The following is a 22,981-nucleotide window of genomic DNA, read 5'->3' on the forward strand; positions in this document are numbered from 1 at the left end:
TTTTTATCTCTGCTTTATCTGATAACGGCCTGTTTCGGGCTGCCAGTTAATTAACCGGGGTGATTATCACCAGCATGCCGAACAGTGGATGGTCCAGGTAGTGCAGCTCGCTGCTGCGCATCCGTCGGGCGGTTTTCATATTGACAGTGAGGAAGTCCGGGATGGTGGTTTGTGTCAGATAGAGGTTGCCGTTGGCGCTCTCTCCCTGCGGCTGTGTCAGGCGTTGATCAGCCGAGCTTTCTTCTGCCGTGTCTTGTACCGGTGTCATCATGGCTTCAGTGGCCGGTTTTCGCAGCATCAGGCTCTCTTCGTGGCTGAGTCTGCGGCTGTGAAACAGATCGCTGCGGAAGTGCAGGTAGCGGCCTTTTTCGATGGAGATGTAACCATCCAGTTCGTATAGACCGTTGTCGAGAATGTCGCCCCCATTAATTCTCACCACATTCAGGTCTTTTTTCCCGCTGATTGGTTGTATCCAGGCTTCATGGAAGAGTACCCGGTAGAGTGAGCTGCGTCTCAGGCTGGCTTGCTTGCCGCTCAGGGATAGGGATGATTTTGGCAGACGGGTAAAATAACCGATATTCTGCCCTTGCTGATGGTACTCCAGTGAGCGGCTGCGGCGCTGGGGAATTGAGTCAATCGTAGGCCAGATCTCATCAGCCAGAGTATCTGAGGCTTTGTGGCTGAAGATTAGCAGCTCAACTTTATAGTTGGATGTGTCCGCCTGAGCTATCGTGCTGTTAAACAGAATCAGGGTCAGCGCTAGTACGATCCCTGAGGTGAGCTTGGTCATTATCGATTCCCGGTCAATTGCTGAAGTAGCTGTTCCACAGCTATAAAACGCTGCTCTATTTTATCCATCTTCATTGTGAACTTCAGCTGACTGGCACCACCAAATTGAAATTTTTGCGGCTGCTGTTGTACCAGTTGCACCAATTTGAAGGGATCAACCACGGTATCCGAGTCAAAATCGATTCGTCCGCTGGTTTCCCCCGCATCTATTTTGCAGATGCCAAGCTGTTCGGCGTGAAGTTTTAGCAGGGTCTGGCGGAACAGGTTTTTGGTCTGTTCGGGCAGAATGCCAAAGCGGTCAATCATTTCGATCTGCAGTTCTTTCAGATCGGTTTCGTTTTTAGCGTTAGCGATTCGCTTATACATGATCAGGCGGTTGTGAACGTCGGGCAGATAGTCGTCCGGGATCAGCGCTGGCAACCGCAGATTGATCTCGATACCCTGTTTTAGTGGCGCATCCAGATTAGGGGTTTTGCCTTCACGGATCGCTTCAACCGCCTGTTCCAGCATCTCCATGTAGAGTGAAAAGCCGACATTCTGAATCTGACCACTCTGGCCCTCACCCAGTAGTTCGCCGGTGCCGCGAATCTCCATATCATGGGTGGCAAGGGTGAAGCCCGCGCCGAGTTCATCTGCACTGGTGATCGCTTCTAGTCGTTTGACCGCATCGGTGGTCATCTCTTTAGGGTGGGGCGTCATCAGGTAAGCATATGCCTGGTGGTGGGAGCGGCCAACCCGGCCGCGTAACTGGTGTAGTTGTGCCAGGCCAAACTTGTCAGCCCGGTCGATGATGATGGTGTTAGCGTTGGGTACATCAATACCCGTTTCGATAATCGTGGTGCAAACCAGCAGATTGAAGCGCTTGTGGTAGAAGTCGGACATTACCTGTTCCAGCTCCCGCTCGCGCATCTGCCCATGGCCAATACCGACACGGGCTTCAGGTACCAGCTCACTAATCTCAGCGGCGGTTTTCTCGATATCCTTAACCTCATTGTGCAGGTAGTAAACCTGGCCGCCACGCAGCAACTCCCGCAGGATCGCTTCTTTTTTCAGTGCTTTATCGGCCTGGCGTACAAAGGTCTTAACCGACAGGCGCCGGGCTGGTGGCGTGGCAATGATCGACAGATCCCGGATACCGGACATCGCCATATTCAGGGTGCGGGGTATCGGTGTTGCGGTCAGGGTGAGAATGTCGACTTCAGAACGGAGCGATTTCAGGCGTTCTTTCTGTTGTACGCCAAAGCGATGTTCTTCATCAATGATCAGCAGACCCAGGTCGCTGAACTTAATATCCCCCTGCAGCAGCTTATGGGTGCCGATAACGATATCAGTTTTACCCTGCTGCAGTGATTTAATCACTGCATTGCTCTCTTTGCCGGAGCGAAACCGGGAGATCAGTTCAACATTGACCGGCCAGTCGGCAAAACGGTCCCGGAAGTTTTCATAGTGCTGTTGCGCCAACAATGTAGTTGGTACCAGTATGGCGACCTGCTTGTTACTCTGTACTGCCATAAATGCAGCCCGCATGGCGACTTCGGTTTTACCAAAACCAACATCGCCACAGACCAGTCGGTCCATCGGTTGCTGTGACTGCATATCCTCGATGACCGCCTGGATGGCATTCGCCTGGTCGACGGTCTCCTCGAATGGAAACGCGGCACTGAAACTGGCGTAATGCTCATCGGGAGAATCAAACTGATGGCCCCGGCGGGCAGCGCGGCGAGCATAAATATCCAGCAGTTCAGCGGCGGTATCGCGAACCTTTTCGGCGGCCTTGCGGCGAGCTTTACTCCACTGTTCGGTACCCAGTCGATGCAGCGGGGCAAGTTCATCGCCCGCTCCGGAGTAGCGGCTGATCAGATGCAGCGAGGTCACCGGGACATAGAGGTTGGCGTCGTTGGCATACTCCAGTTTGAGAAACTCAGAGGTTTGCGAATCCAGCTCCAGCGTTACCAGTCCCCGGTAACGACCCACACCGTGATCGATATGGACAACCGGCGCGCCGATATTCAGCTCGGTAAGGTTCTTGATGATCTGGTCGGACTGTTCCTGCTCTCTGGAGCGGCGTCGACGTTGGAAAACCTGGTGTCCGAACAGTTGTGTTTCGGTAATCAGGTGGAATTTTCCCGGTGCACTAAGACCTTTTTCCAGCGGGAATATGCAGATGTTAACGGGATAGCCGTCGTCTAAGAACTGTTGCAGGTTGTCGACCGGATGGGGTTTTATGCTGATGCGGCCCAGCAGTTCAATCAGGGCTTCCCTTCGCCCGGCGGATTCAGCACAGAACAGGACGCGATCAGTTGTGGACGACAGAAAGCTGTCAACGGCGGCCAGTGGGCGCGCGGCCTGAGCATTGATAGTCAGTTCCGGTGGTTCCGCCAGGGGCAGGTTGTAGCGTCCGGCTTCTGGGCGTGCCTGAGTTTTGCTCTGTTGCAGCTGGATACGCTGCATCTTTTTCAGCGTGCCAAATAGCTCATTGGCGGGGATAAATAGTTTGTCCGGCGCCAGGATCGGGCGTTCAATATCGTAACGGCGCTCTTCGTAACGCTCCAGAACTTCGCCCCAGAACTGGTTGCAGTGATCTTCCAGATCGGTTTCAGTCAGAATCAGGACATTGTCAGGCAGGTAGTCGAACAGGGTGGCGCTGCTGTCAAAGAAGAGTGGTTGATAATACTCAATCCCGGGGGGGCTGATACCGTCGCTAATATCCCGATAAACAGAGCAGCGTTTGTAATCGACATCGAAGGTTTCCCGCCAGCGTTGTTTAAAGTTGCGGATCGCGGCCTCGTCAAAGGGAAATTCCTTCGCCGGTAATACCCGGATGTTGTCAACTTTATCGACGGAGCGCTGGGTTTCAGGGTCAAAGCTGCGCAGTGTGTCGACTTCATCATCAAACAGTTCTATCCGGTAAGGCACAGTGCTGCCCATCGGAAATATATCAATAATTGAGCCGCGAATGGCAAGTTCGCCATGTTCATAGACGGTTTCGGTGAGGTGATAACCGGCATCAGTCAGTTTATGGCGCATCTCATCCAGGTTGAAGGGTTGACCCTGATCAAGAATAAGTGAGTTGCCATCGAGAAAACGCTGCGGGGCAACTCGCTGCATCAGCGTACTGGCTGGGATAATCAGTACTCCGCGTTGCATTTGCGGCAGTTTAAACAGGGTGTTCAGTCGCTGAGAGATGATGTCCTGATGTGGCGAAAAACTGTCATAAGGCAGTGTTTCCCAATCCGAGAAGAGCATGCATTCGATATTGCTCTGGCCAAAAAAGCGGATCTCAGATTCCAGTCGGGTGGCGCTGTCGCTGTCATTGGTAATACAGAGTATCAGGCCTGCGTGCTGACCGGCAATCTCTGTTGCCAGCAAACCGCGGCCGCTGCCGGAGAGGTTGCCGATCCGCCGGATATCTCCGGCTGACTGGGGTAACTGGTATTCTTGTTTAAACACTGCCAACAAACTCCATGAACTGATACCGGCTTCTGCCCGAAGCGCTAATGCTGATCTGGCCGCTTATCTTACGGAGCGTGGGGCAAAAGTACACCCCATAATGTCGCTGTCCTAAGGTGAGGCCGATTTGTCTTAATGTGTCATGTTTGTGACATTAATCTTAAATATAACCCTAAAGTGTAGTGTTTCTGATTTGCTCAGCAGGGGGGAAAAGGTGATAATGCGCGCAGCAAAAATTGACTGCTATATTGACTACTACCTTTTTTGGAGTGAGCCGTGAGCCAAGATAAAGTGTTAGCTGACTGGAAAGGTCGCGAAGCATTAGCTGAAGAGATGATCCCTTTAGTTGGTCGTTTATACCGTGACAAGAACGTTGAGACCTCTGTATATGGTCGTCTTATTATTAAACGTTCCGTTGTTGATGTGATAAAAGCACACCGCTATGTGCGTCAGGTTGAAGATCAGGAGCTGTCTGTTTGTGACACTCACCCTGTTCTGACTGCTCTGGATAAGCTTGATGTTAAGAATGCGCACGTTGATGTGGGCAAACTGGCTGTTAAATTCCAGCAGGAAGGTAATGGTGCCTCTATGGAGGAGTTTCTGGCTGCTGAGCTGGCTCCGGCGATTGGTGGTGCTGCTTCCGAACCTACGGACGTTGTTTTGTATGGTTTCGGTCGTATCGGTCGTCTGTTGGCGCGTTTGCTGATTGAACGTACCGGTGGTGGACAATCTCTGCGTTTGCGTGCGATTGTGGTGCGCAAGGGCAGTGCGTCCAATGACCTGGAAAAACGTGCCAGCCTGTTGCGTCGTGATTCTGTGCATGGCTCTTTTAAAGGCACTATTCAGGTTGATGAAGAAAATCAGGCGATTATCGCTAACGGTAATCTCATCAAGGTTATCTACTCCAATGGCCCAGACCAGATCGATTATACTGAGTACGGTATCGATAATGCGCTGGTGTTGGATAATACGGGTATCTGGCGTGACGAAGCGGGCCTGTCTTTACACCTGAAATCCAAAGGTGTTGCCAAGGTAGCTCTGACTGCACCTGGCAAGGGCATTAAGAATATCGTTATGGGTGTTAACCATGGCGATATTAGCGATGATGACAAGATCTTGTCTGCAGCGTCCTGTACAACCAACGCTATCTCCCCGGTACTGAAGGCGATTGATGCTAAGTACGGCGTAACCAATGGCCATGTTGAGACTGTTCATGCGTATACCAACGACCAGAACCTGATTGATAACTATCACAAAGGTGATCGTCGTGGCCGTGCTGCAGGTCTGAACATGGTTATCACCGAGACTGGGGCGGCAAAAGCGGTTTCTAAGGCTCTGCCACAGCTGGAAGGTAAACTGACCGGTAACGCGATTCGGGTGCCTACACCGAACGTGTCGATGGCTATCCTCAACCTCAACCTGGATAACGGCACGACAAAAGATGAGCTGAACAGCTATCTGCGTGATATGGCGTTGCACTCTCCGCTGCAGAAGCAGATCGACTACAGTAACTCCCCTGAAGCGGTATCTTCTGACTTTGTTGGTTCCCGTGCAGCAGGTGTTGTTGATGCGCTGGCAACCATTGCTGAAGGCAACCGTTGTGTACTGTATGTCTGGTACGACAATGAGTTTGGCTACAGCTGTCAGGTGATTCGTATGGCTCAGCGGATGGCTAAATGTACGTTGCCTGCATTCCCCAAAGCGAAGGTCTGATTAGACTTTAGCCTTAGAGAAAACCGCCCTAAGGGGCGGTTTTTTATTGCTTTTTTCGAATAGTCATAAAAATTATATGCTTAGATCATAAAGTTCTATCTATGATTTGTTATTAATGACCTAAAAGGTCCCTTTAGTTGTCACTCTTGTAGAAAAATTACCTTCTGATCTTTATACTTAACCGGTTTTTGGGTTGGGGTTATCCTGTCCGGTGTAGGGTTATTGCTTACGTTTGTAACATCAGGGGACAATGTTGCAGAGTCGGAGGCATAGTGCTCTGCGGGAGAGGATCCTGAAAAATTATAATAGAGATTGGGTGAGGCGGATGATCAAGATCAAACAGGGTCTGGATCTACCTATAACAGGCATACCTGAACAGACTGTTTCGGCAGCTGTTGAGGTTATGTCTGTCGCCGTGATCGGCTTCGATTATCCAGGCATGAAGCCTACGATGCGGGTCAAGGTGGGAGATCGGGTAAAACTCGGTCAAGTGATCTTTTCCGATAAGAAAACGGAAGGTGTTGATTTTACAGCACCAGCTGCGGGTGTGATCAAAGAGATCAACCGTGGTGATCGACGGGTTCTGCAATCGGTTGTTATTGAAATAGATGGCAACGAAGCAGAACAGTTTACTAAGTATGAAGTATCACAGCTGTCTTCTCTGACCGCTGAGCAGGTGCAGGACAATCTGGTTAAATCCGGTGCCTGGACCGCATTGCGTACGCGTCCATTCAGCAAAGTGCCACAACCGGGCACTCAGCCTGCGTCGATCTTTGTGACTGCGATCGATACAAACCCTCTGGCAGTAAATCCAGAAGTCGTGATTGCAGAACAGTCTGATGCGTTTGTTAACGGTCTGACCGTACTGACACGTCTGACAGAGGGGAAAGTCTTCCTCTGTAAAGCTGCCGGCGCAAATGTGCCAGCGACTGAAGGGGTTACTGTTGAAGAGTTTAGTGGTAAACATCCGGCAGGTAATGCCGGTACGCATATCCACTTCCTGGATCCGGTCTCAGCGACTAAAACGGTCTGGACTATCGGTTATCAGGATGTGATCGCATTCGGTCAGTTGTTCACCACGGGTGAACTATATACTGATCGCGTGGTTGCGGTTGCAGGCCCACAGGTGAAACAACCGACGCTGCTGCGTACCCGTTTAGGTGCCAACCTTGATGAGTTGCTGGCTGGCCGTACAGAAGGCAACAATAACCGTGTTATCAGCGGTTCTGTCTGGAACGGTCGTAAAGCCGCCGGACCGCTGGGATATCTAAGCCGTTATGCCAACCAGGTTACGGTTCTGGAAGAGGGCGATCAGCGAGAGTTGCTGGGCTGGATTGCTCCCGGTGCAAATAAGTTCTCTGTGCTGAATATGTTCCTGTCTAAACTGAGTCCGTCTAAGAAGTTTAACTTCACCACGACGACGAATGGTTCTGAACGGGCCATGGTGCCGGTGGGACAGTTCGAAGAACTGATGCCGCTGGATATTCTTCCTACGCAGTTGTTGCGTGCTCTTGTCACCGGAGATGTTGTTCATGCGATGGCTCTGGGTTGTCTCGAGCTTGACGAAGAAGACCTCGCGCTGTGCACGTTTGCCTGTCCGGGCAAATATGAGTACGGCCAAATCCTTCGCGACAATCTGACGCGTATTGAGAAAGAGGCCTGATCATGAGCTTAAGAAATATTCTTGATAAGATGGAGCCGCATTTCCATAAAGGCGGCAAGTATGAAAACTGGTATGCGCTTTATGAAGCGGCGGATACTATTTTCTACACTCCGGGTCATGTGACTAAGACCGCAGCTCATGTACGTGATGCTGTTGATCTGAAGCGGATTATGATCCTGGTATGGATGTGTACTTTCCCGGCTGTTTTCTTCGGTATGCACAACGTAGGTTTCCAGGCAAATACTGCTATGGCTACGCTGGGTATTACTGAACCGACCAGCTGGCAGGGTGCTATTGCGGGGGCTCTGACCAACTTTAACCCTGATAGTCTGTGGGATAACATAATCCACGGTGCTGCCTACTGGCTGCCGATCTACATGGTGACCTTTGTCGTCGGTGGTTTCTGGGAAGTGTTGTTTGCAATGAAGCGTGGACATGAAGTGAACGAAGGTTTCTTCGTAACCTCTATTCTGTTTTCGCTGATTCTGCCACCCACTATTCCGTTATGGCAGGTTGCTCTGGGTATCAGCTTTGGTGTTGTGATTGGTAAAGAGGTTTTCGGTGGTACCGGTAAAAACTTCCTTAACCCTGCACTGACTGCACGTGCCTTCCTGTTCTTCGCCTATCCTGCGCAGATGACCGGTGATGCGATCTGGACCGCTGTTGATGGCTTCTCTGGCGCGACGCCTCTGGGTCTGGCAGCTGCGGGTGGTGTTGACGCTATCCTGGCGCAGAATATCACCTGGTTTGATGCCTTTATCGGCAACATTCAGGGCTCTGTGGGTGAGGTTTCTACCTTCGCTATCGCCCTGGGTGGTCTGGTACTGCTGATCGCTAAAGTGGCTGCATGGCGGATTGTCGCCGGTGTGTTCCTGGGCATGACTGCGATGGCAACCCTGCTGAATCTCATCGGTTCTGACACTAACCCTATGTTTGCGCTGCCGTTCTACTGGCATATGGTTCTGGGTGGGTTCGCATTCGGTATGTTCTTTATGGCTACCGATCCGATCTCCGCATCTATGACCAATAAAGGTAAGTGGTACTTCGGTGCCCTGATCGGGGTGATGGTTGTACTTATCCGTGTGGTTAACCCGGCATTCCCTGAGGGTATGATGCTGGCGATCCTGTTCGGTAACCTGTTTGCACCACTGATTGATAACTTTGTAGTGCAGGCGAACATCAAACGGAGGGCGATGCGCAATGTCAGCGAGTAAAGATTCTATCGGTAGAACAATTACCGTAGCTGTTTTGCTGTGTGTGGTCTGCTCTGTGGTTGTATCTGCAGCAGCGGTGCTTCTCAAGCCGAAACAGATTGCCAATAAGAACCTTGACCGTCAGACCAATATTCTGGCTGCGGCCGGTATTCCGACTGAGGGCAAGGACGTTCAGGCGATTTTTGATCAACTGATTGAAAAGCGCTTTGTTGATCTGCGTAGCGGAAAATTCACAGAAGTGACTGATCCGGCACGCTACGATGCCCGCAAGGCAGCGAAAGAGGCTGATCTGGGGGTTAAACTTAGCCGTCAGGAAGATATCGCTTCAATCAAGTATCAGGCCAAGATTATGCCGGTATACCTGGTAAAGAGTGATTCACCAAAAGGCTTTGATAAGATGATTCTGCCGGTACACGGCTATGGTCTCTGGTCAACACTTTATGGCTTTCTGGCACTTGAGTCTGACCTGAACACTGTTGTTGGTCTGGGCTTTTACTCCCATGCGGAAACACCGGGATTGGGTGGTGAAGTAGACAACCCGAACTGGAAAGCACTGTGGCCGGGTAAGAAGGTCTATCATGACGGCTCTATGGAGCCAGCATTAGGTCTGATTAAGGGTAGTGTTGATCAGTCTTCAGCCAATGCTAAATATCAGGTTGATGGTCTTTCCGGAGCGACTCTTACCAGCCGTGGTGTAACTAACCTGGTTCACTTCTGGATGGGTGAGAATGGTTATGCACCATTTTTGTCAAATCTGAAAGCAGGGGGGGCGTAAATTATGTCTCAAGTTAAAGATGTCCTGTTAGGGCCGATTTTTAACAATAACCCGATCGGTCTGCAGATCCTGGGTATCTGTTCCGCGCTGGCGGTAACATCCAACCTGGGGACTGCGTTTGTAATGGCGCTGGCGGTAACGGTTGTTACTGCATTTTCCAACATGTTTATCTCGATTGTACGTAATCAGATTCCCGGGAGTATCCGGATTATCTGTCAGATGGCGATTATCGCCTCTCTGGTAATCGTGGTAGACCAGATTCTGAAAGCCTACGCTTATGAAATATCTAAGCAGCTGTCAGTATTCGTTGGTCTGATCATTACTAACTGTATCGTTATGGGTCGTGCTGAAGCGTTTGCGATGAAGAACCCGCCAATGATCTCCTTCCTGGATGGTATTGGTAACGGTCTGGGTTACGGCGTGGTACTGATGTTCGTGGGTACTATCCGTGAGCTGTTTGGTGCCGGTAAGCTGTTCGGTATCGAAATCCTGCCACTGGTCACCGATGGCGGCTGGTATCAGGCGAACGGCCTGCTGCTGTTACCACCCAGTGCATTCTTTATCATCGGTATGTTCATCTGGCTGATTCGTACCTTTAAGAAAGATCAGGTCGAAGCACCCGAGTTTGAGCTGGCGAAAAACTCTCAGAAGGAGGCTGTGTAATGGAACAGTATATCAGCCTTGCCGTTAAGGCGGTTTTTGTTGAAAACATGGCGCTGGCCTTCTTTCTGGGGATGTGTACATTCCTGGCGATCTCTAAGAAGGTGCAGACGGCTATTGGTCTGGGGGTTGCGGTAATCGTAGTACTGGCGATTACGACACCGATCAACAACCTGATCTTCAATCTGTTACTGCGTGAAGGTGCGCTGGCCTGGGCCGGTTATCCTGAAGTTGATCTGAGCTTTCTGGGCTATATCTCCTATATCGGTGTAATCGCTGCGATTGTACAGATTCTGGAGATGTTCCTGGATAAGTATGTACCAGCACTCTACAACGCACTGGGTGTTTTCCTGCCGCTGATTACTGTGAACTGCGCCATTATGGGTGCTGCTCTGTTCATGGTTGAGCGGGACTACACCTTTGGTGAGTCCGTTGTTTATGGTACTGGTGCGGGTGTGGGCTGGGCGCTGGCGATTGCCACCCTGGCAGGTATCCGTGAAAAACTTAAATACAGCGACGTGCCAGCCGGTTTGCGTGGCCTGGGCATCACCTTCATTACTGTGGGTCTGATGTCTCTGGGTTTCATGTCTTTCTCTGGCGTGCAGCTGTAATTGCTGTCGCATGATCAACTAAAGAAGGATTAAGCTAATGAATGCAGAAATCGTTCTCGGCGTTGTCATGTTTACCGCGGTGGTGCTTGCACTGGTCGCGGTAATTCTGGCAGCCCGTTCCAAACTGGTAAGCAGTGGTGATGTCACTATCACCATTAATGATGACCCAAGCAAGAGCGTAACCGTTCCGGCGGGTGATAAGCTCCTTCAGACCCTGTCTAACGCAGGAATCTTTGTGCCCTCTGCCTGTGGTGGCGGTGGTACCTGTGCGCAGTGTAAGTGTCAGGTGCTTGATGGTGGTGGCTCTATGCTGCCAACAGAAGAATCTCACTTCACTATGCGTGAGGCTAAAGATGGCTGGCGTCTGTCCTGCCAGGTGGCCGTCAAGCAGGATATGAGCATTGAGCTGGAAGAGGAGATCTTTGGTGTTAAAAAGTGGGAGTGTACGGTTGAATCCAACCCCAACGTTGCTACTTTCATCAAAGAACTGACTCTGCGCCTGCCGGAAGGTGAGAATGTTGACTTCCGTGCCGGTGGTTATGTACAGCTGGAGTGTCCTCCTCACGAAGTGCACTACAAAGACTTCGATATTGAAGAGGAGTATCGTGGTGACTGGGATAAGTTTGATCAGTGGCGTTATGTTTCGAAAGTGTCTGAAAACACGATTCGTGCTTACTCCATGGCAAACTATCCGGAAGAGCGAGGGGTGGTTAAATTTAACATCCGTATCGCATCTCCACCTCCGGGCACAGACCATCCGCCAGGTATCATGTCGTCTTATGTCTTCAGTCTGAAGCCGGGCGATAAGATTACCGTTTACGGACCATTCGGAGAGTTCTTTGCGAAAGATACTGACAACGAGATGGTCTTTATCGGAGGTGGTGCGGGTATGGCGCCGATGCGCTCCCATATCTTTGACCAGCTGAAGCGGCTCAACTCTAAACGTAAGATCTCCTTCTGGTATGGCGCTCGCTCCATGCGGGAATGCTTCTACAATGAAGAGTATGATCAGCTAGAGGCTGAAAATGACAACTTCAAGTGGCATCTGGCACTGTCTGATCCGCAGCCTGAAGACAACTGGGATGGTCTGACTGGTTTCATCCATAATGTGTTGTACGAAAATTATCTGAAGGACCATGAGGCTCCGGAAGATTGCGAGTATTACATGTGTGGGCCACCCATGATGAATGCTGCTGTAATCCAGATGCTGTTAGATCTGGGTGTCGAGCGTGAGAATATCTATCTCGATGACTTTGGTGGTTGATCATTCATGTCTGAAATAACCAGGCAGATAATTAAACGGCCGGCAGCTCTGCTGCTGGCCGCTTCGTTTCTGTTACTTACCCTGCTGTCAGGATGCAGCAAGCAACCTCAGATTGTCAGTCATCAAGGGCCGACGATGGGAACCAGCTTCACGGTGAAGTGGGTATCTGCTGATGCGGCGGTTGACGCTGAGTTGCCAGCTAAGATCGACCAGCTTCTGGTTGACGTCAATAACAGTATGTCCACCTATCAGAAGGACTCAGAGCTCAGCCGTATCAACCGGATGCCGGCGGGTGAATCTGTCACTCTGTCTGCAGGCCTTGCAGAGGTGTTAAAGAAAGCTTTAGAGATTAGCCACTCTTCCGGTGGGGCATTTGATGTCACCGTAGGGCCGTTGGTTAATCTGTGGGGCTTTGGTCCCGACGGACGGGTTATCCGTGCGCCGGCCGATGATGAGATAGAGCAGCTGCGTCAACGGGTTGGCTATCATTATATTAAGCTTTCTGGAAAACAGCTGAACCGGGAACGCAAAGTCTATATTGATCTGTCCGCCATCGCTAAGGGCTATGGTGTTGATAAGATCGCTGAGCTGCTCGAAGATGAGGGGATTACCGCTTATCTGGTCGAGGTGGGTGGGGAGCTGAGGGCCCGGGGTAACAAGCCTGATGGCAGTCACTGGAAAATAGCTATCGAAGCGCCGCTGGCTGGCGAGCGTAAAGTTCAGCGTATAATCAAAGTTAAAGATGTGGGGATCGCCACGTCTGGCGATTATCGCAACTATTTTGAGGAGAACGGTATCCGTTTCTCCCATACGATTGATCCTGCTACCGGCAAACCGATCAGTCATAAGTTGGCTTCAGTAACCGTGCTGGCCACTGACTGCGCCACCGCAGATGGCCTGGCCACCGCGATGATGGTGCTTGGGCCTGACCTGGCTGAAAGCTATGCGGAACAGCAGGGTGTTGAAGCATTATTGATAATAAAGTCAGGTGATGGCTTCATTGAAAAGATGACCCCGGGTTTTAAAGATTATCTGGTGGAGTGAGGTTAGTGTTATGAGTACGATGATTCTGTCATTTGTTGTGTTGATGTTAGTGGTTGCCGCGATGTCGGTCGGTGTAATGATGGGCCGGAAGCCGATTGCCGGTTCCTGTGGCGGTCTGGCTAATGTGGGTATAGATGAAACCTGTCCTATCTGCGGTGGCGATCAGATTAAGTGTGAAGAGGAACAGGATAAACAGACCCGTAAAGCTGATCTGGCCGATCTGGCGTATGATGCTAAATCGGGTCGTTGAGGCGATAGCCAGATAAGCTGTTTTGGCAGGGCTGATGATTCTTCGGAGTGTTCCGGCTGAGATAGGTGGCAGGGAATAAAGACGCTTTTGTGAGATAGATAACGATAGTAAGAATAACAGCGAATAGGGGAAAATGATGGCTGTATATGACTATGATGTCATTGTAATCGGGTCTGGTCCTGCCGGCGAAGGCGCGGCAATGAATGCAGCAAAGAAGGGGCGTCGTGTAGCCGTTATTGAGTCTCAGGACTCTGTAGGGGGCAACTGTACCCATAAAGGTACCATTCCATCCAAAGCACTGCGTCACTCGGTTAAGCAGATTATCGAGTTTAACACTAACCCTATGTTTCGTGATATCGGTGAGCCGCGCTGGTTCTCTTTCCCTAAAGTACTTAAGCGTGCAGAAAAAGTGATCTCCAATCAGGTGATGATGCGCACCAATTTTTATGCCCGAAATCGTATTGATCTGTTTTTTGGTGAAGCTCAGTTTGTCGATAAAAATACGGTACTGGTGACCGGTACCGTTAAAGGCGATGAAACACTGCGGGCAAAAAATATTATCATTGCTACGGGTTCACGTCCCTATAAGCCGGATGACATCGATTTTACCCATCCCCGTATCTACAACAGTGATACCATTCTGACGCTGAGCCATACCCCGCGGACACTGATTATCTATGGTGCTGGCGTTATCGGCTCTGAGTATGCCTCTATTTTCAGTGGGCTGGGAGTTAAAGTTGATCTGATCGATTCAATGGATCGCCTGCTGTCATTCCTGGATGCCGAGATCTCTGACTCGCTGAGTTATCATCTGCGTAACAATGCGGTGAAGATTCGTCACAACGAAGTGTATGAAAAGGTTGCCGCCGATGAGCGGGGTGTTACCCTGACGCTGCGTTCGGGTAAAATGATCCGGGCAGATGCGTTCCTCTGGTGTAATGGCCGTAGCGGTAACACCGATATGCTTAAGCTGGAGAATATTGGCCTTGAGGCAAATGGTCGGGGACAGATTGAGGTTGATGAGCATTACCGTACTAAGTCTGAGGGTATCTATGCCTGTGGCGATGTGATCGGCTGGCCCGCTTTAGCCTCAGCGGCACTTGACCAGGGGCGTGCTGCATCTTCAGATATGCTTAATGCTGATGATTTCCGCTATATCAATGATGTCCCAACGGGTATTTACACCATTCCCGAGATTAGCTCTATCGGTAAGACAGAGGAGCAGCTGACTGAGGAGAAAGTGCCTTACGAAGTAGGACAGGCATTTTTTAAAGACACGGCGCGGGCGCAGATCTCTGGTGAGCCCATCGGGATGTTGAAAATCCTTTTTAATCGCGAAACTCTGGCTATTCTCGGTATTCACTGCTTCGGTGACCAGGCATCAGAGATCGTGCATATCGGTCAGGCGATTATGAACCAGGCGGGGGAGGCTAACACGATCAACTATTTCGTTAATACCACCTTCAACTATCCGACTATGGCAGAAGCATATCGGGTTGCGGCAATTGCTGGTCTGAATCGCATCTCTAATCTTTAAGTGTCATTCTTATAAAAAAACCGCCATATCTGGCGGTTTTTTTATATTGGCAGAGGACTCTTGTTTAGTTCGGACCGGGCTTATGACTGTCGGACTTAGTTTTTTCAGTTTTCTCCGGTTCTTTATAAAAGTCATCCTCATAATATTTTCCGGTGACGCCAAGTTTTCGTTCTACCCAGCGATTGTAGTGTTTCCAGATAAAAAAGCCTGGAGTCATCGCAATAATAATACCCAGCATCAGACCGGCCCCTGCGTATTTCTGAGGCATCTGTGCAGTCACCCAGTCAAAAAAACCAGTACTTTTGATGATCAGGTAAAAACCGATGAGAAACAGTAAGCCAACTCCGGTGCCAATGTGGTGCAGCAACGTGTTGTGAGTGCGGGTGTCTGTACGGGTGTCAGTGCTTTTGTTTGAGCTTTCGGACATAGGGTTGATCATCCAAGGTATCGGTGCACTCTGAGGCTAGGCAGAAACGCTTGTGGATCTATCTTCAGATCACTGCGTTCCACCCGGCTGCGAGCCTCCGGTGGGCTAAGCGGAGGCTCATTATACGCAGGCAGCGTGGGATTATCACTGTTCAGAGCGACAATAATGGGTAGTGAGGTATTTTGTGCTTTACGCAGGGTGCTGTCTTTCTGCTTCCAGACGGGATTGGCGCGCATCACCGGCACCTGTCGCTGTATCTGGGCCAGCATATCGCCAGGACGTAGCTGACCCACTGCCTGAAGCTGTATCTGAATATGGGGTTGGCTGGTATCCATCTTAAGCAGCATCTCTTCAGCCTCCCTGGGCGTTAGTTTTCGTATGCTGCGGCCACTGGTATACCAGCTGAAACCGATCTTGGTCGGGCAGGTTTCGAAAACAGGTATCCGTCGGTAGCATTGCTTTAAATGTATTCTTGATGCGCCCTGGCGATGCAGTAAGCCTGCGATAGTTTCGCTTCTTCTGCGCAGTTCCTGCTGCAGTTCTGTCGATTCACTTAAGTGGTAATGGGTAGCGACGCGCTGAAACTCTGCTTTAGCCTGATTGAGTCTTAGAGTCGCTTCTATCAGTTCCGGGGAGGCACCAATCAGACCGTGCTGGCTGATGGTTGTACGCCCATCCCGACCGTCCCGATAGCAGATATCAGTATAAAGATCGGCTGCCTGTTGTAACGTTGTTGCAGTAACTCCCGGAAGCCAGAAGGGCAGAGTACTGTTCTTGAGCGTTGCTGAAAAAATCAGTAGTTGCTGGTTGAGTTGATCCAGGCTTTCGACCAGCTCGGTTGCGCTAGTACTAATATTGCTCATCACTCTGCTGTCGGTTACGAGCCTGGGTGCTAAGTATATAGCGGGCAACGATCATCCGGCTGCTCTCAGGCATGTCGCTGAACTCAATACCGATCTTATGCTGCCCATCTTCATTTTGCTCGCCACAGTAGAGCACCTGCCCATAGAGCAGTAGACCGGTATAGTTCTCTTCGAAAACAACTTTAAGCGCCAGATAGCTGTTCAGTGGGATGGGTTCCGAGCTGTTAAAGCTCATCCCACCTTCACTCAGGTTGATCTTCTGAGTAGACAGATTTTCGAATTCGACATCACTTTTGGCAATGGCATGGGCGATCGCATCGATCTTATTATTCATGCTTTCCAGGAAGGCTGCGATCATAGGCTCTTTCTGCGCGATTTTGCGCAGCTGGTAACTGCTATCGTGTCCATAGGATTGCAACTCTGTGAGCAGCAGAAAGAAGGGCGATACCTGAAACTGTGAGGGTAACCGGCTATGCTGCATCTCATCTTCCGTAATGACTTTATAGTCGACCGCTACCTTGCCAAAGATGCGGAAATACTGGCGACGTTCCTGGTTCAAAGCAATGCCCTCATGATATTGTCACTTTATCTGAGTATAACTAATATTATTCTGATTTTGTTAGAGAAATTCACCAGTCTGTGATTTAATTCGCGCCATGTTTAGACCATTCTCTCTCTACGTTGGCCTGCGGTACACCGCCGCCAAGCGTAATAATAATTTCATCTCTTTTATCTCGCTGGTCTCGATGCTGGGGCTGATGCTGGGTGTTGCTGCGCTGATTGTTGTGCTTTCGGTGATGAACGGTTTTGACCGTGAATTGAAAGAGCGCATTCTGGGGATGGTTCCCCATGGCACGATATCGGATTACGGCAAGCCACTGGAAAACTGGCAGGACGTCGCAGATAAGGTTAATAAGCAGGCGGGAATCGTCGGTACCGCTCCCTATATTCAGGCACAGGGGATGCTGACAAATCGGGGCGTCGTGCGTGGTGTGCTAATAAATGGTATAGAGCCCGAGCTGGAGCAAAAAATATCGATCCTCGGCAAGCATATTAAGTCGGGTAGCCTGGACGCACTGCAGCCGAAAAGCTACGGTATTGTGCTGGGGGCATTACTGGCCCGCTCAATGGGGGTCGGGATTGGTGACAAAGTCACCCTGGTGCTGCCTGAGGCATCAATCAGTGTTGCGGGTATTATTCCACGATTGAAGCGCTTCACCGTAGTAGGGGTCTTTGAAGTAGGTGCTGAGCTTGATGCAAATCTGGCTTATATCAATATCGACGATGCGGCGCGGATTAAAAGAATAGCCAGCGGTGTCGATGGTATTCGCCTTGAGTTTGATAATCTCTTTGAAGCGCCTTATAGAATCAAGCAGATTGTCGCAGAGCTGGGTGAATTTTACCGTTCCAGTGACTGGACCCGTACCCACGGTAATCTGTTTCAAGCGATACAGATGGAAAAAAAGATGATCGGACTGTTGCTGTTTCTGATCGTTTTTGTCGCGGCGTTTAATATTGTTTCGACCCTGGTTATGGTGGTTACCGATAAGAAAGGGGATATCGCTATTCTTCGAACCCTGGGGGCTACACCTGGATGTATTATGCGGATCTTCATGGTGCAGGGGACTGTCATCGGCGTGATGGGAACGTTGCTGGGGTCTGCTTTGGGAATCTTGCTGGCACTAACCATTACGGATCTGATCACCTGGGTTGAACATACCTTCGGCATGCAGTTTCTCAACCCCAATGTTTACTTCATCAGCTACCTCCCTTCGCAGCTGCAGTCAGGTGATGTGCTGGTGATTATCTCGGTTGCTCTGGGAATTAGTTTTCTGGCAACCATCTATCCGGCCTGGCGGGCTTCGCGAACACAACCGGCGGAGGCATTGCGTTATGAGTGATCTGGTACTCCAATGCATCGACCTGAAAAAGCATTATGGTGACGGAGAGGTTGTCGTTGAGGTTTTGCGAGGCGTTGAGCTGGCTGTGAAACGGGGGGAAACCCTGGCGATTGTCGGCACCTCCGGATCAGGTAAAAGTACACTGCTTAATATGCTTGGCGGGCTTGACCTGCCGAGTGCCGGTGATGTGCGTGTCGATGACCAGTCGCTGTTTGAGATCAGTGAACAGGAACGTGCCAAACTACGCAACCGTTCACTGGGCTTTGTCTATCAGTTTCATCACCTGTTAGCGGAGTTCACTGCTCTTGAAAATGTGGCGATGCCGCTGCTGATCAGAGGGGAAACGATCAAGTCGGTACGTGAACACGCGGCAGCAATTTTGAATTCAGTGGGATTGTCGCACCGCCTGGAGCATAAACCCTCAATGCTCAGTGGCGGTGAGCGTCAGCGGGTGGCCATTGCCCGGGCGCTGGTGACTAATCCCGCCTGCGTCCTTATGGATGAGCCCACCGGTAACCTTGACCGGCATACCGGTCAGGAGGTGCAGGGCCTGATGGATAAACTCAATAGTGAATTTGGGATCTCGTTTGTCGTGGTAACCCATGACCTTCAACTGGCTGAGCGGCAGGAAAGGGTTGTTGAATTAAAAGATGGTTTACTGCAACCGATAGCACTCTGAGGCTACCACACGGGCATTAAAAAGCCGGAATTTATTCCGGCTTTTTGCTATCAGCAGAGTGTTCGGAAGGGGGGCTCCTGGGCGAAGCCTGATCATCTGACCGGCTGCTTTCACTATTCTCTCCTGGCACAATAGCCTGTTTTAGCTTACGCAGTATAAACTTGCGCTTCTTGCGGTTGCGCCAGCTTTTATTAACATGCCATACCCAGAAGCGCTGCATGATGAAATAACCCAGTGTGCCACTGACAATTCCGCAGACCATAGATCCGACCAGCAGCGGTAGCCAGATATGTTCCAGTTCGGTTTTCAGCCATTCCATGCTGAGTTCAAAATCGATCGCTACAATATCCACGCCCAGAATCAGGGTGCCGATCCAGTAGGCAAAATAGAACATGGGGGGGATCGTTACCGGGTTGGTCAGCCATACAAGGCCAACCGAGATCGGTAGATTACTGCGCACAAACAGCGCTACAACGGCGGCAATCAGCATCTGCGATGGCAGGGGAATAAATGCACAGAACAGACCCACAAAGAATGCTTTGCTGACGGATTTGCGGGTCAGATGCCAGAGGTTAGGATCATGTATATGACTTCCCAACCAGCTCAGGTAGCGATTTGATTTGAGCTTGCGCTCATCGGGCATAAATTTCTTGATAAGTTTGCGCGGCATCAGGGAGAAACTATAGTTAGCTGATGGGAGGGGCTCATTATGCCCCCTTAAAACCGTTTAGCCAACCGGAAATCATGGATGATTGGTATCGCTTTGGGTGTATTGTTGGTGGCCTGGCTGCCGCAGCTGCTTTCTTATTCATTTCTCACCATTCTCAGTGTCACGATGCTGCTGTGTCTTATGCCTGTTTCCGGGCGCAGGCTGACCTCGGCGGCGCGCCTGCAAATGGCCGGATTATTGTTTGGTACTGTTTTCGCGTCTGGCTGGGGCTATCTCAATCTGAGTCAGCGTATGCCAATGGATATGCCCGCTCAGGAGTTAAATATTACCGGCCGCGTGAGTCGTTTGCCAGAATACCGGCCAGGGATGGTGCGCTTTCGCTTTGATGTCGATCAGTATTCACCGTTAATACCTGGCGCAGACCTGCAACATCTGCAACTTAGCTGGTACAACCCTGTTAGTGAGATTATTCCGGGCCAGCAGTGGGCGCTCAGGGTACGGCTGAAACCACCCCGGGGATTCATGAACCCCGGTGGCAGTGATTATGAAACACAGTTGTTTGCCAACCGGGTGAATGCGCGCGGTTATCTGCTGAGTGCTCAGTTACTCAGCGAACCCGGTGTGGCCAGCGGTTATTGGCTGGAGTATCTGCGATATCAACTGGGCCGGTGGTTGACTCAGTTGTCTCTCAAGCCTGATGCCGATGCAACTATAAGAGCGCTGCTATTGGGGGATAAACAGGGCTTAAGCGAGCAGCAATGGCAGGTGCTGCGGCAAACCGGAACCGTGCATCTGGTGGTTATCAGTGGCCTGCATATCGCTATCGCCTGCATGCTTGGCTATTGGTTAGGCTGGATAGTCCAGCGGTTAGCCGGAGGCTATCTTTCTGTTTTAACCGATATCAGGGCTTGTCGGATAGTTCCGGCGCTGTGTATGGCTGCGGGTTATGCCTTGTTGGCGGGATTCAGCATTCCGACCCAGCGGGCCCTGATTATGGCTATGGCGATGTTAGTACCGCCACTGTTCAATTGTCATCTGGGTGTCTGGAAGCGATATCAGCTTGCTCTGGTGTTGGTGTTACTGATGCAGCCGCTTAGTTTTTACCAGCCGGGTTTCTGGTTGTCATTTGCGGCTGTGGCTGCGTTGTTGCTGGCGGCCGCTGGAAGTGGAGATAAGCGCCGTATCAGGGCGATGCTGTCTACGCAGTGGGCAGTGTTTATCGCACTGTTTCCGCTGTTACTGCTCTGGATGGGTCAGGTTGCACTGTCTGCTCCTCTGGTTAACCTGGTGGCGATCCCTTTGCTGGGTTTTATCCTCATACCCGGGGTAATGCTGGGGGTGCTGTTATCTCTGTTTGAAGCGGATGCTGGTGTGCTATTTCTGTCAGGTTTGTCGGATATGTTCTGGTGGTTACTTGCGCTTTGCGCCCCGCCGGAAGGTATGGGGGTGTTTATCAGCCGACCATCACTGATAGCGGTTCTTCTGGGAGGTGTTGCCACGGTGTTACTGAACCTGCCCCGCTGGACGGGTATGGGCGTTTTTGCGTTGTTTATGCTTGCAGTGCTGATTGTTCAGCCAAAAGCTTCTCTCGATCATGGTGACTTTCGTACCACTGTGGTGGATGTCGGGCAGGGGCTGGCGGTGTTGTTAGAGACTCGTAGCAAAGTGTTGTTATTTGACTCCGGGGCGGCGTTCAGGGGGAACAGCACTGCCCGTTTTACGCTGCTGCCGCTGCTGGAAAGTCGCAATATTGAGCGTCTTGATCGTGTGGTTATCAGCCATAAAGATAATGATCATGCCGGAGGGTATCCGAGTCTGGCAACCGCGGTTGCCGTTACAGAGTTGCACTCAGGCAGCCCCGCCGTGCGACGCAGCTTAGCCGCTAAGCCTTGTATTGCAGGTGACTCGTGGTTGTGGGATGGCATACGCTTTAGTTATATTCAGCCCCTGCGGCCAATGCAGGTGAATGAAAATAACCGCTCCTGTGTATTGCTGGTGCAATCAGAAAACTGTTCGATACTGATTCCTGGAGATATAGAAAGTAGTGTTGAGCAACAGATTCTCAGCGAGTATCCGGGGTTGCAGGTCGACTGGCTGGTGGCTGCGCATCATGGCAGCCGCTTTTCGAGTAGTTATGAATGGCTGGCAGCATTAACCCCTGAGTGGGTGCTGTTCAGTGCTGGTTTTGATAACCCATATGGGCACCCGGCTACGGCTGTCATCGATCAGTTGAGGTCTTTTCAACTGAACTGGTTAAATACTTCTGACAAGGGCGCGCTGATGCTGCAGAGTAAAGCGGGTAATTGTGTCACTGAATCCTACAGAGATCATAAAAAGCGTTACTGGTCAGCAGGTTAATCACTACTCTGGCGTGTGACTCTATGCTAGAGTATGGGCCGGTTTTAAGGAGGAATGCTGGTGTTTGAGTTGATTCAATCCGGTGGTTGGCTGATGGTGCCAATTATCGCCTGTTCTATATTGTCTCTGGCAATCTGTCTGGAGCGTTTCTGGGTGTTGCAGACGAAGCGGGTATCGCCGGCTAATCTGTTATCTGAGGTATGGATGCTGGTACGCAGTGGTGAAATGACCCCTGAGCGGTTGTTGCTAATCCGTAACGAAAGCTTGCTGGGCCAGATTATGGTCGCAGGGCTGAATAACTCTAATCATGGTCGGGAGATTATGCGGGAGAGTATTCAGGAAGCTGCACAGCATGTGATGCATCAGATGGAACGGTTTCTGAACTCACTGGGCACTATTGCGGCGATCTCGCCTCTGTTAGGTTTGTTGGGCACTGTTATCGGTATGATTAAAGTGTTTGCTGAGATCATGCTGCAGGGCACCGGTAATGCTAACGTATTGGCTGGTGGTATCTCTGAAGCACTGATTACAACCGCTGCAGGTCTCTCTGTGGCTATCCCGACACTGGTGTTTCATCGTTATTTTCAGCGTCGTGTCGAAACGCTGCTTATTGAGATGGAGCAGGAGTGTCAGAAGCTGGTTGAAGTAGTTCACGGTGAACGTGAAGTAGATTTCGAGTAACCGATGAGTCGATTGAAATTCAGGCGTAAGCCAAAAGAAGAGGTCGCTGTAAACCTGACGCCGTTGATTGACGTGGTTTTCCTGTTGTTGATCTTCTTTATGGTATCCACCACGTTCACTAACGAGTCGCATCTGCAGATCAGTCTGCCTGAGGCCGATGGTGAAGCTTCTGAGACTCAGGCTGACACCCTGGAAGTACTGATCGGCGTTGATGGTGGCTATACCGTCAATGGTCAGAGTCTGGTCAACAGTCAGCCAGAAACGTTGCGCCGGGCAATTATTGATCAGGCAGGCGATAACCGTAAGCTACCCTTTATTATCTCTGCTGATGCTAAAACGCCACACCAGTCGGTTGTTACGGTAATGGATGTCGCCGGAAAACTGGGGTTTGCTGCACTCAGTATTACTACTCAGCAACCGGCCGGGCAGTAA

At 50.7% G+C, this 22,981-nt stretch carries 21 protein-coding genes; 15 read left to right on the forward strand and 6 right to left on the reverse strand.

Annotation, left to right across the window (positions count from 1 at the left end; translation table 11 throughout):
- Positions 1-46 precede the first annotated feature (46 nt).
- The gene (locus ACQY8X_RS01150; protein WP_428033301.1) at positions 47-790 is read right to left on the reverse strand and encodes a CsiV family protein; all 744 of its coding nucleotides are present in this window, start codon (positions 788-790) and stop codon (positions 47-49) included.
- Positions 790-4,239: a transcription-repair coupling factor gene (mfd, locus tag ACQY8X_RS01155; protein WP_428033302.1), complete on the reverse strand. Its 3,450-nt coding sequence runs from the start codon at positions 4,237-4,239 to the stop codon at positions 790-792. The genes ACQY8X_RS01150 and mfd overlap by 1 nt, the downstream gene beginning before the upstream one ends.
- A 276-nt stretch (positions 4,240-4,515) precedes the next feature.
- Here mfd and ACQY8X_RS01160 point away from each other — a divergent pair, with 276 nt between their 5' ends.
- From ACQY8X_RS01160 to sthA, 10 genes are all read left to right on the forward strand, one after another.
- On the forward strand, positions 4,516-5,952 hold the full coding sequence (locus ACQY8X_RS01160) for a glyceraldehyde-3-phosphate dehydrogenase (RefSeq protein WP_428033303.1): 1,437 nt from the start codon (positions 4,516-4,518) through the stop codon (positions 5,950-5,952).
- A gap of 325 nt (positions 5,953-6,277) precedes the next feature.
- Positions 6,278-7,615, forward strand: a complete 1,338-nt coding sequence (locus ACQY8X_RS01165; RefSeq protein ID WP_428033304.1) for a Na(+)-translocating NADH-quinone reductase subunit A — start codon at positions 6,278-6,280, stop codon at positions 7,613-7,615.
- Between the two features lie 2 nt (positions 7,616-7,617).
- Positions 7,618-8,829, forward strand: a complete 1,212-nt coding sequence (locus ACQY8X_RS01170) for an NADH:ubiquinone reductase (Na(+)-transporting) subunit B (protein WP_428033305.1) — start codon at positions 7,618-7,620, stop codon at positions 8,827-8,829.
- Positions 8,816-9,604 carry a Na(+)-translocating NADH-quinone reductase subunit C gene (locus ACQY8X_RS01175; RefSeq protein ID WP_428033306.1) on the forward strand — a complete coding sequence of 263 codons (789 nt, stop codon included), beginning with the start codon at positions 8,816-8,818 and terminating at the stop codon, positions 9,602-9,604. The genes ACQY8X_RS01170 and ACQY8X_RS01175 overlap by 14 nt, the downstream gene beginning before the upstream one ends.
- Positions 9,605-9,607: 3 nt before the next feature.
- Entirely contained in the window at positions 9,608-10,267 is a 660-nt protein-coding gene (locus tag ACQY8X_RS01180) for an NADH:ubiquinone reductase (Na(+)-transporting) subunit D (RefSeq protein ID WP_428033307.1), read from the forward strand.
- On the forward strand, positions 10,267-10,875 hold the full coding sequence (gene nqrE, locus ACQY8X_RS01185) for an NADH:ubiquinone reductase (Na(+)-transporting) subunit E (protein WP_428033308.1): 609 nt from the start codon (positions 10,267-10,269) through the stop codon (positions 10,873-10,875). Before ACQY8X_RS01180 ends, nqrE begins: the two co-directional genes overlap by 1 nt.
- 37 nt (positions 10,876-10,912) lie before the next feature.
- On the forward strand, positions 10,913-12,139 hold the full coding sequence (gene nqrF, locus ACQY8X_RS01190) for an NADH:ubiquinone reductase (Na(+)-transporting) subunit F (RefSeq protein WP_428033309.1): 1,227 nt from the start codon (positions 10,913-10,915) through the stop codon (positions 12,137-12,139).
- A gap of 6 nt (positions 12,140-12,145) precedes the next feature.
- Positions 12,146-13,183, forward strand: a complete 1,038-nt coding sequence (locus tag ACQY8X_RS01195; protein ID WP_428033310.1) for an FAD:protein FMN transferase — start codon at positions 12,146-12,148, stop codon at positions 13,181-13,183.
- A 10-nt stretch (positions 13,184-13,193) separates the two neighbouring features.
- Entirely contained in the window at positions 13,194-13,433 is a 240-nt protein-coding gene (gene nqrM, locus ACQY8X_RS01200) for a (Na+)-NQR maturation NqrM (RefSeq protein WP_428033311.1), read from the forward strand.
- A 136-nt stretch (positions 13,434-13,569) separates the two neighbouring features.
- On the forward strand, positions 13,570-14,970 hold the full coding sequence (gene sthA / locus ACQY8X_RS01205; RefSeq protein ID WP_428033380.1) for a Si-specific NAD(P)(+) transhydrogenase: 1,401 nt from the start codon (positions 13,570-13,572) through the stop codon (positions 14,968-14,970).
- Positions 14,971-15,034: 64 nt separating this feature from the next.
- On the opposite strand, the gene ACQY8X_RS01210 is transcribed toward sthA, so the two are convergent.
- Genes ACQY8X_RS01210 through ACQY8X_RS01220 form a run of 3 tightly spaced genes read right to left on the reverse strand, consistent with a single transcriptional unit; the run spans position 15,035 to position 16,819 of the window.
- Positions 15,035-15,397 (reverse strand): hypothetical protein, encoded by a 363-nt coding sequence (locus tag ACQY8X_RS01210; RefSeq protein WP_428033312.1) that lies wholly within the window; start codon positions 15,395-15,397, stop codon positions 15,035-15,037.
- An 8-nt stretch (positions 15,398-15,405) separates the two neighbouring features.
- The gene (locus ACQY8X_RS01215; protein ID WP_428033313.1) at positions 15,406-16,260 is read right to left on the reverse strand and encodes a DNA replication terminus site-binding protein; all 855 of its coding nucleotides are present in this window, start codon (positions 16,258-16,260) and stop codon (positions 15,406-15,408) included.
- The gene (locus tag ACQY8X_RS01220; RefSeq protein WP_428033314.1) at positions 16,247-16,819 is read right to left on the reverse strand and encodes a PilZ domain-containing protein; all 573 of its coding nucleotides are present in this window, start codon (positions 16,817-16,819) and stop codon (positions 16,247-16,249) included. Before ACQY8X_RS01220 ends, ACQY8X_RS01215 begins: the two co-directional genes overlap by 14 nt.
- Before the next feature lie 97 nt (positions 16,820-16,916).
- Between ACQY8X_RS01220 and ACQY8X_RS01225 the strand changes: the two genes are divergently transcribed.
- Both ACQY8X_RS01225 and lolD read left to right on the forward strand, forming a co-directional pair.
- Entirely contained in the window at positions 16,917-18,161 is a 1,245-nt protein-coding gene (locus ACQY8X_RS01225) for a lipoprotein-releasing ABC transporter permease subunit (RefSeq protein ID WP_428033315.1), read from the forward strand.
- Positions 18,154-18,840, forward strand: a complete 687-nt coding sequence (gene lolD / locus ACQY8X_RS01230; RefSeq protein ID WP_428033316.1) for a lipoprotein-releasing ABC transporter ATP-binding protein LolD — start codon at positions 18,154-18,156, stop codon at positions 18,838-18,840. Before ACQY8X_RS01225 ends, lolD begins: the two co-directional genes overlap by 8 nt.
- A 31-nt stretch (positions 18,841-18,871) precedes the next feature.
- On the opposite strand, the gene ACQY8X_RS01235 is transcribed toward lolD, so the two are convergent.
- Positions 18,872-19,510, reverse strand: a complete 639-nt coding sequence (locus tag ACQY8X_RS01235; RefSeq protein ID WP_428033317.1) for a DUF2062 domain-containing protein — start codon at positions 19,508-19,510, stop codon at positions 18,872-18,874.
- Positions 19,511-19,588: 78 nt separating this feature from the next.
- On the opposite strand from ACQY8X_RS01235, the gene ACQY8X_RS01240 reads away from it, so the two are divergent.
- Genes ACQY8X_RS01240 through ACQY8X_RS01250 form a run of 3 tightly spaced genes read left to right on the forward strand, consistent with a single transcriptional unit; the run spans position 19,589 to position 22,981 of the window.
- Positions 19,589-21,868 carry a DNA internalization-related competence protein ComEC/Rec2 gene (locus ACQY8X_RS01240; protein WP_428033318.1) on the forward strand — a complete coding sequence of 760 codons (2,280 nt, stop codon included), beginning with the start codon at positions 19,589-19,591 and terminating at the stop codon, positions 21,866-21,868.
- A gap of 60 nt (positions 21,869-21,928) precedes the next feature.
- Positions 21,929-22,549, forward strand: coding sequence for a MotA/TolQ/ExbB proton channel family protein (locus ACQY8X_RS01245; protein ID WP_428033319.1), 621 nt, complete (start codon positions 21,929-21,931; stop codon positions 22,547-22,549).
- A gap of 12 nt (positions 22,550-22,561) precedes the next feature.
- Positions 22,562-22,981, forward strand: a complete 420-nt coding sequence (locus ACQY8X_RS01250; RefSeq protein WP_428033381.1) for an ExbD/TolR family protein — start codon at positions 22,562-22,564, stop codon at positions 22,979-22,981.

The organism is Amphritea sp. (genome assembly GCF_050300915.1).
GTDB lineage: Bacteria > Pseudomonadota > Gammaproteobacteria > Pseudomonadales > Balneatricaceae > Amphritea.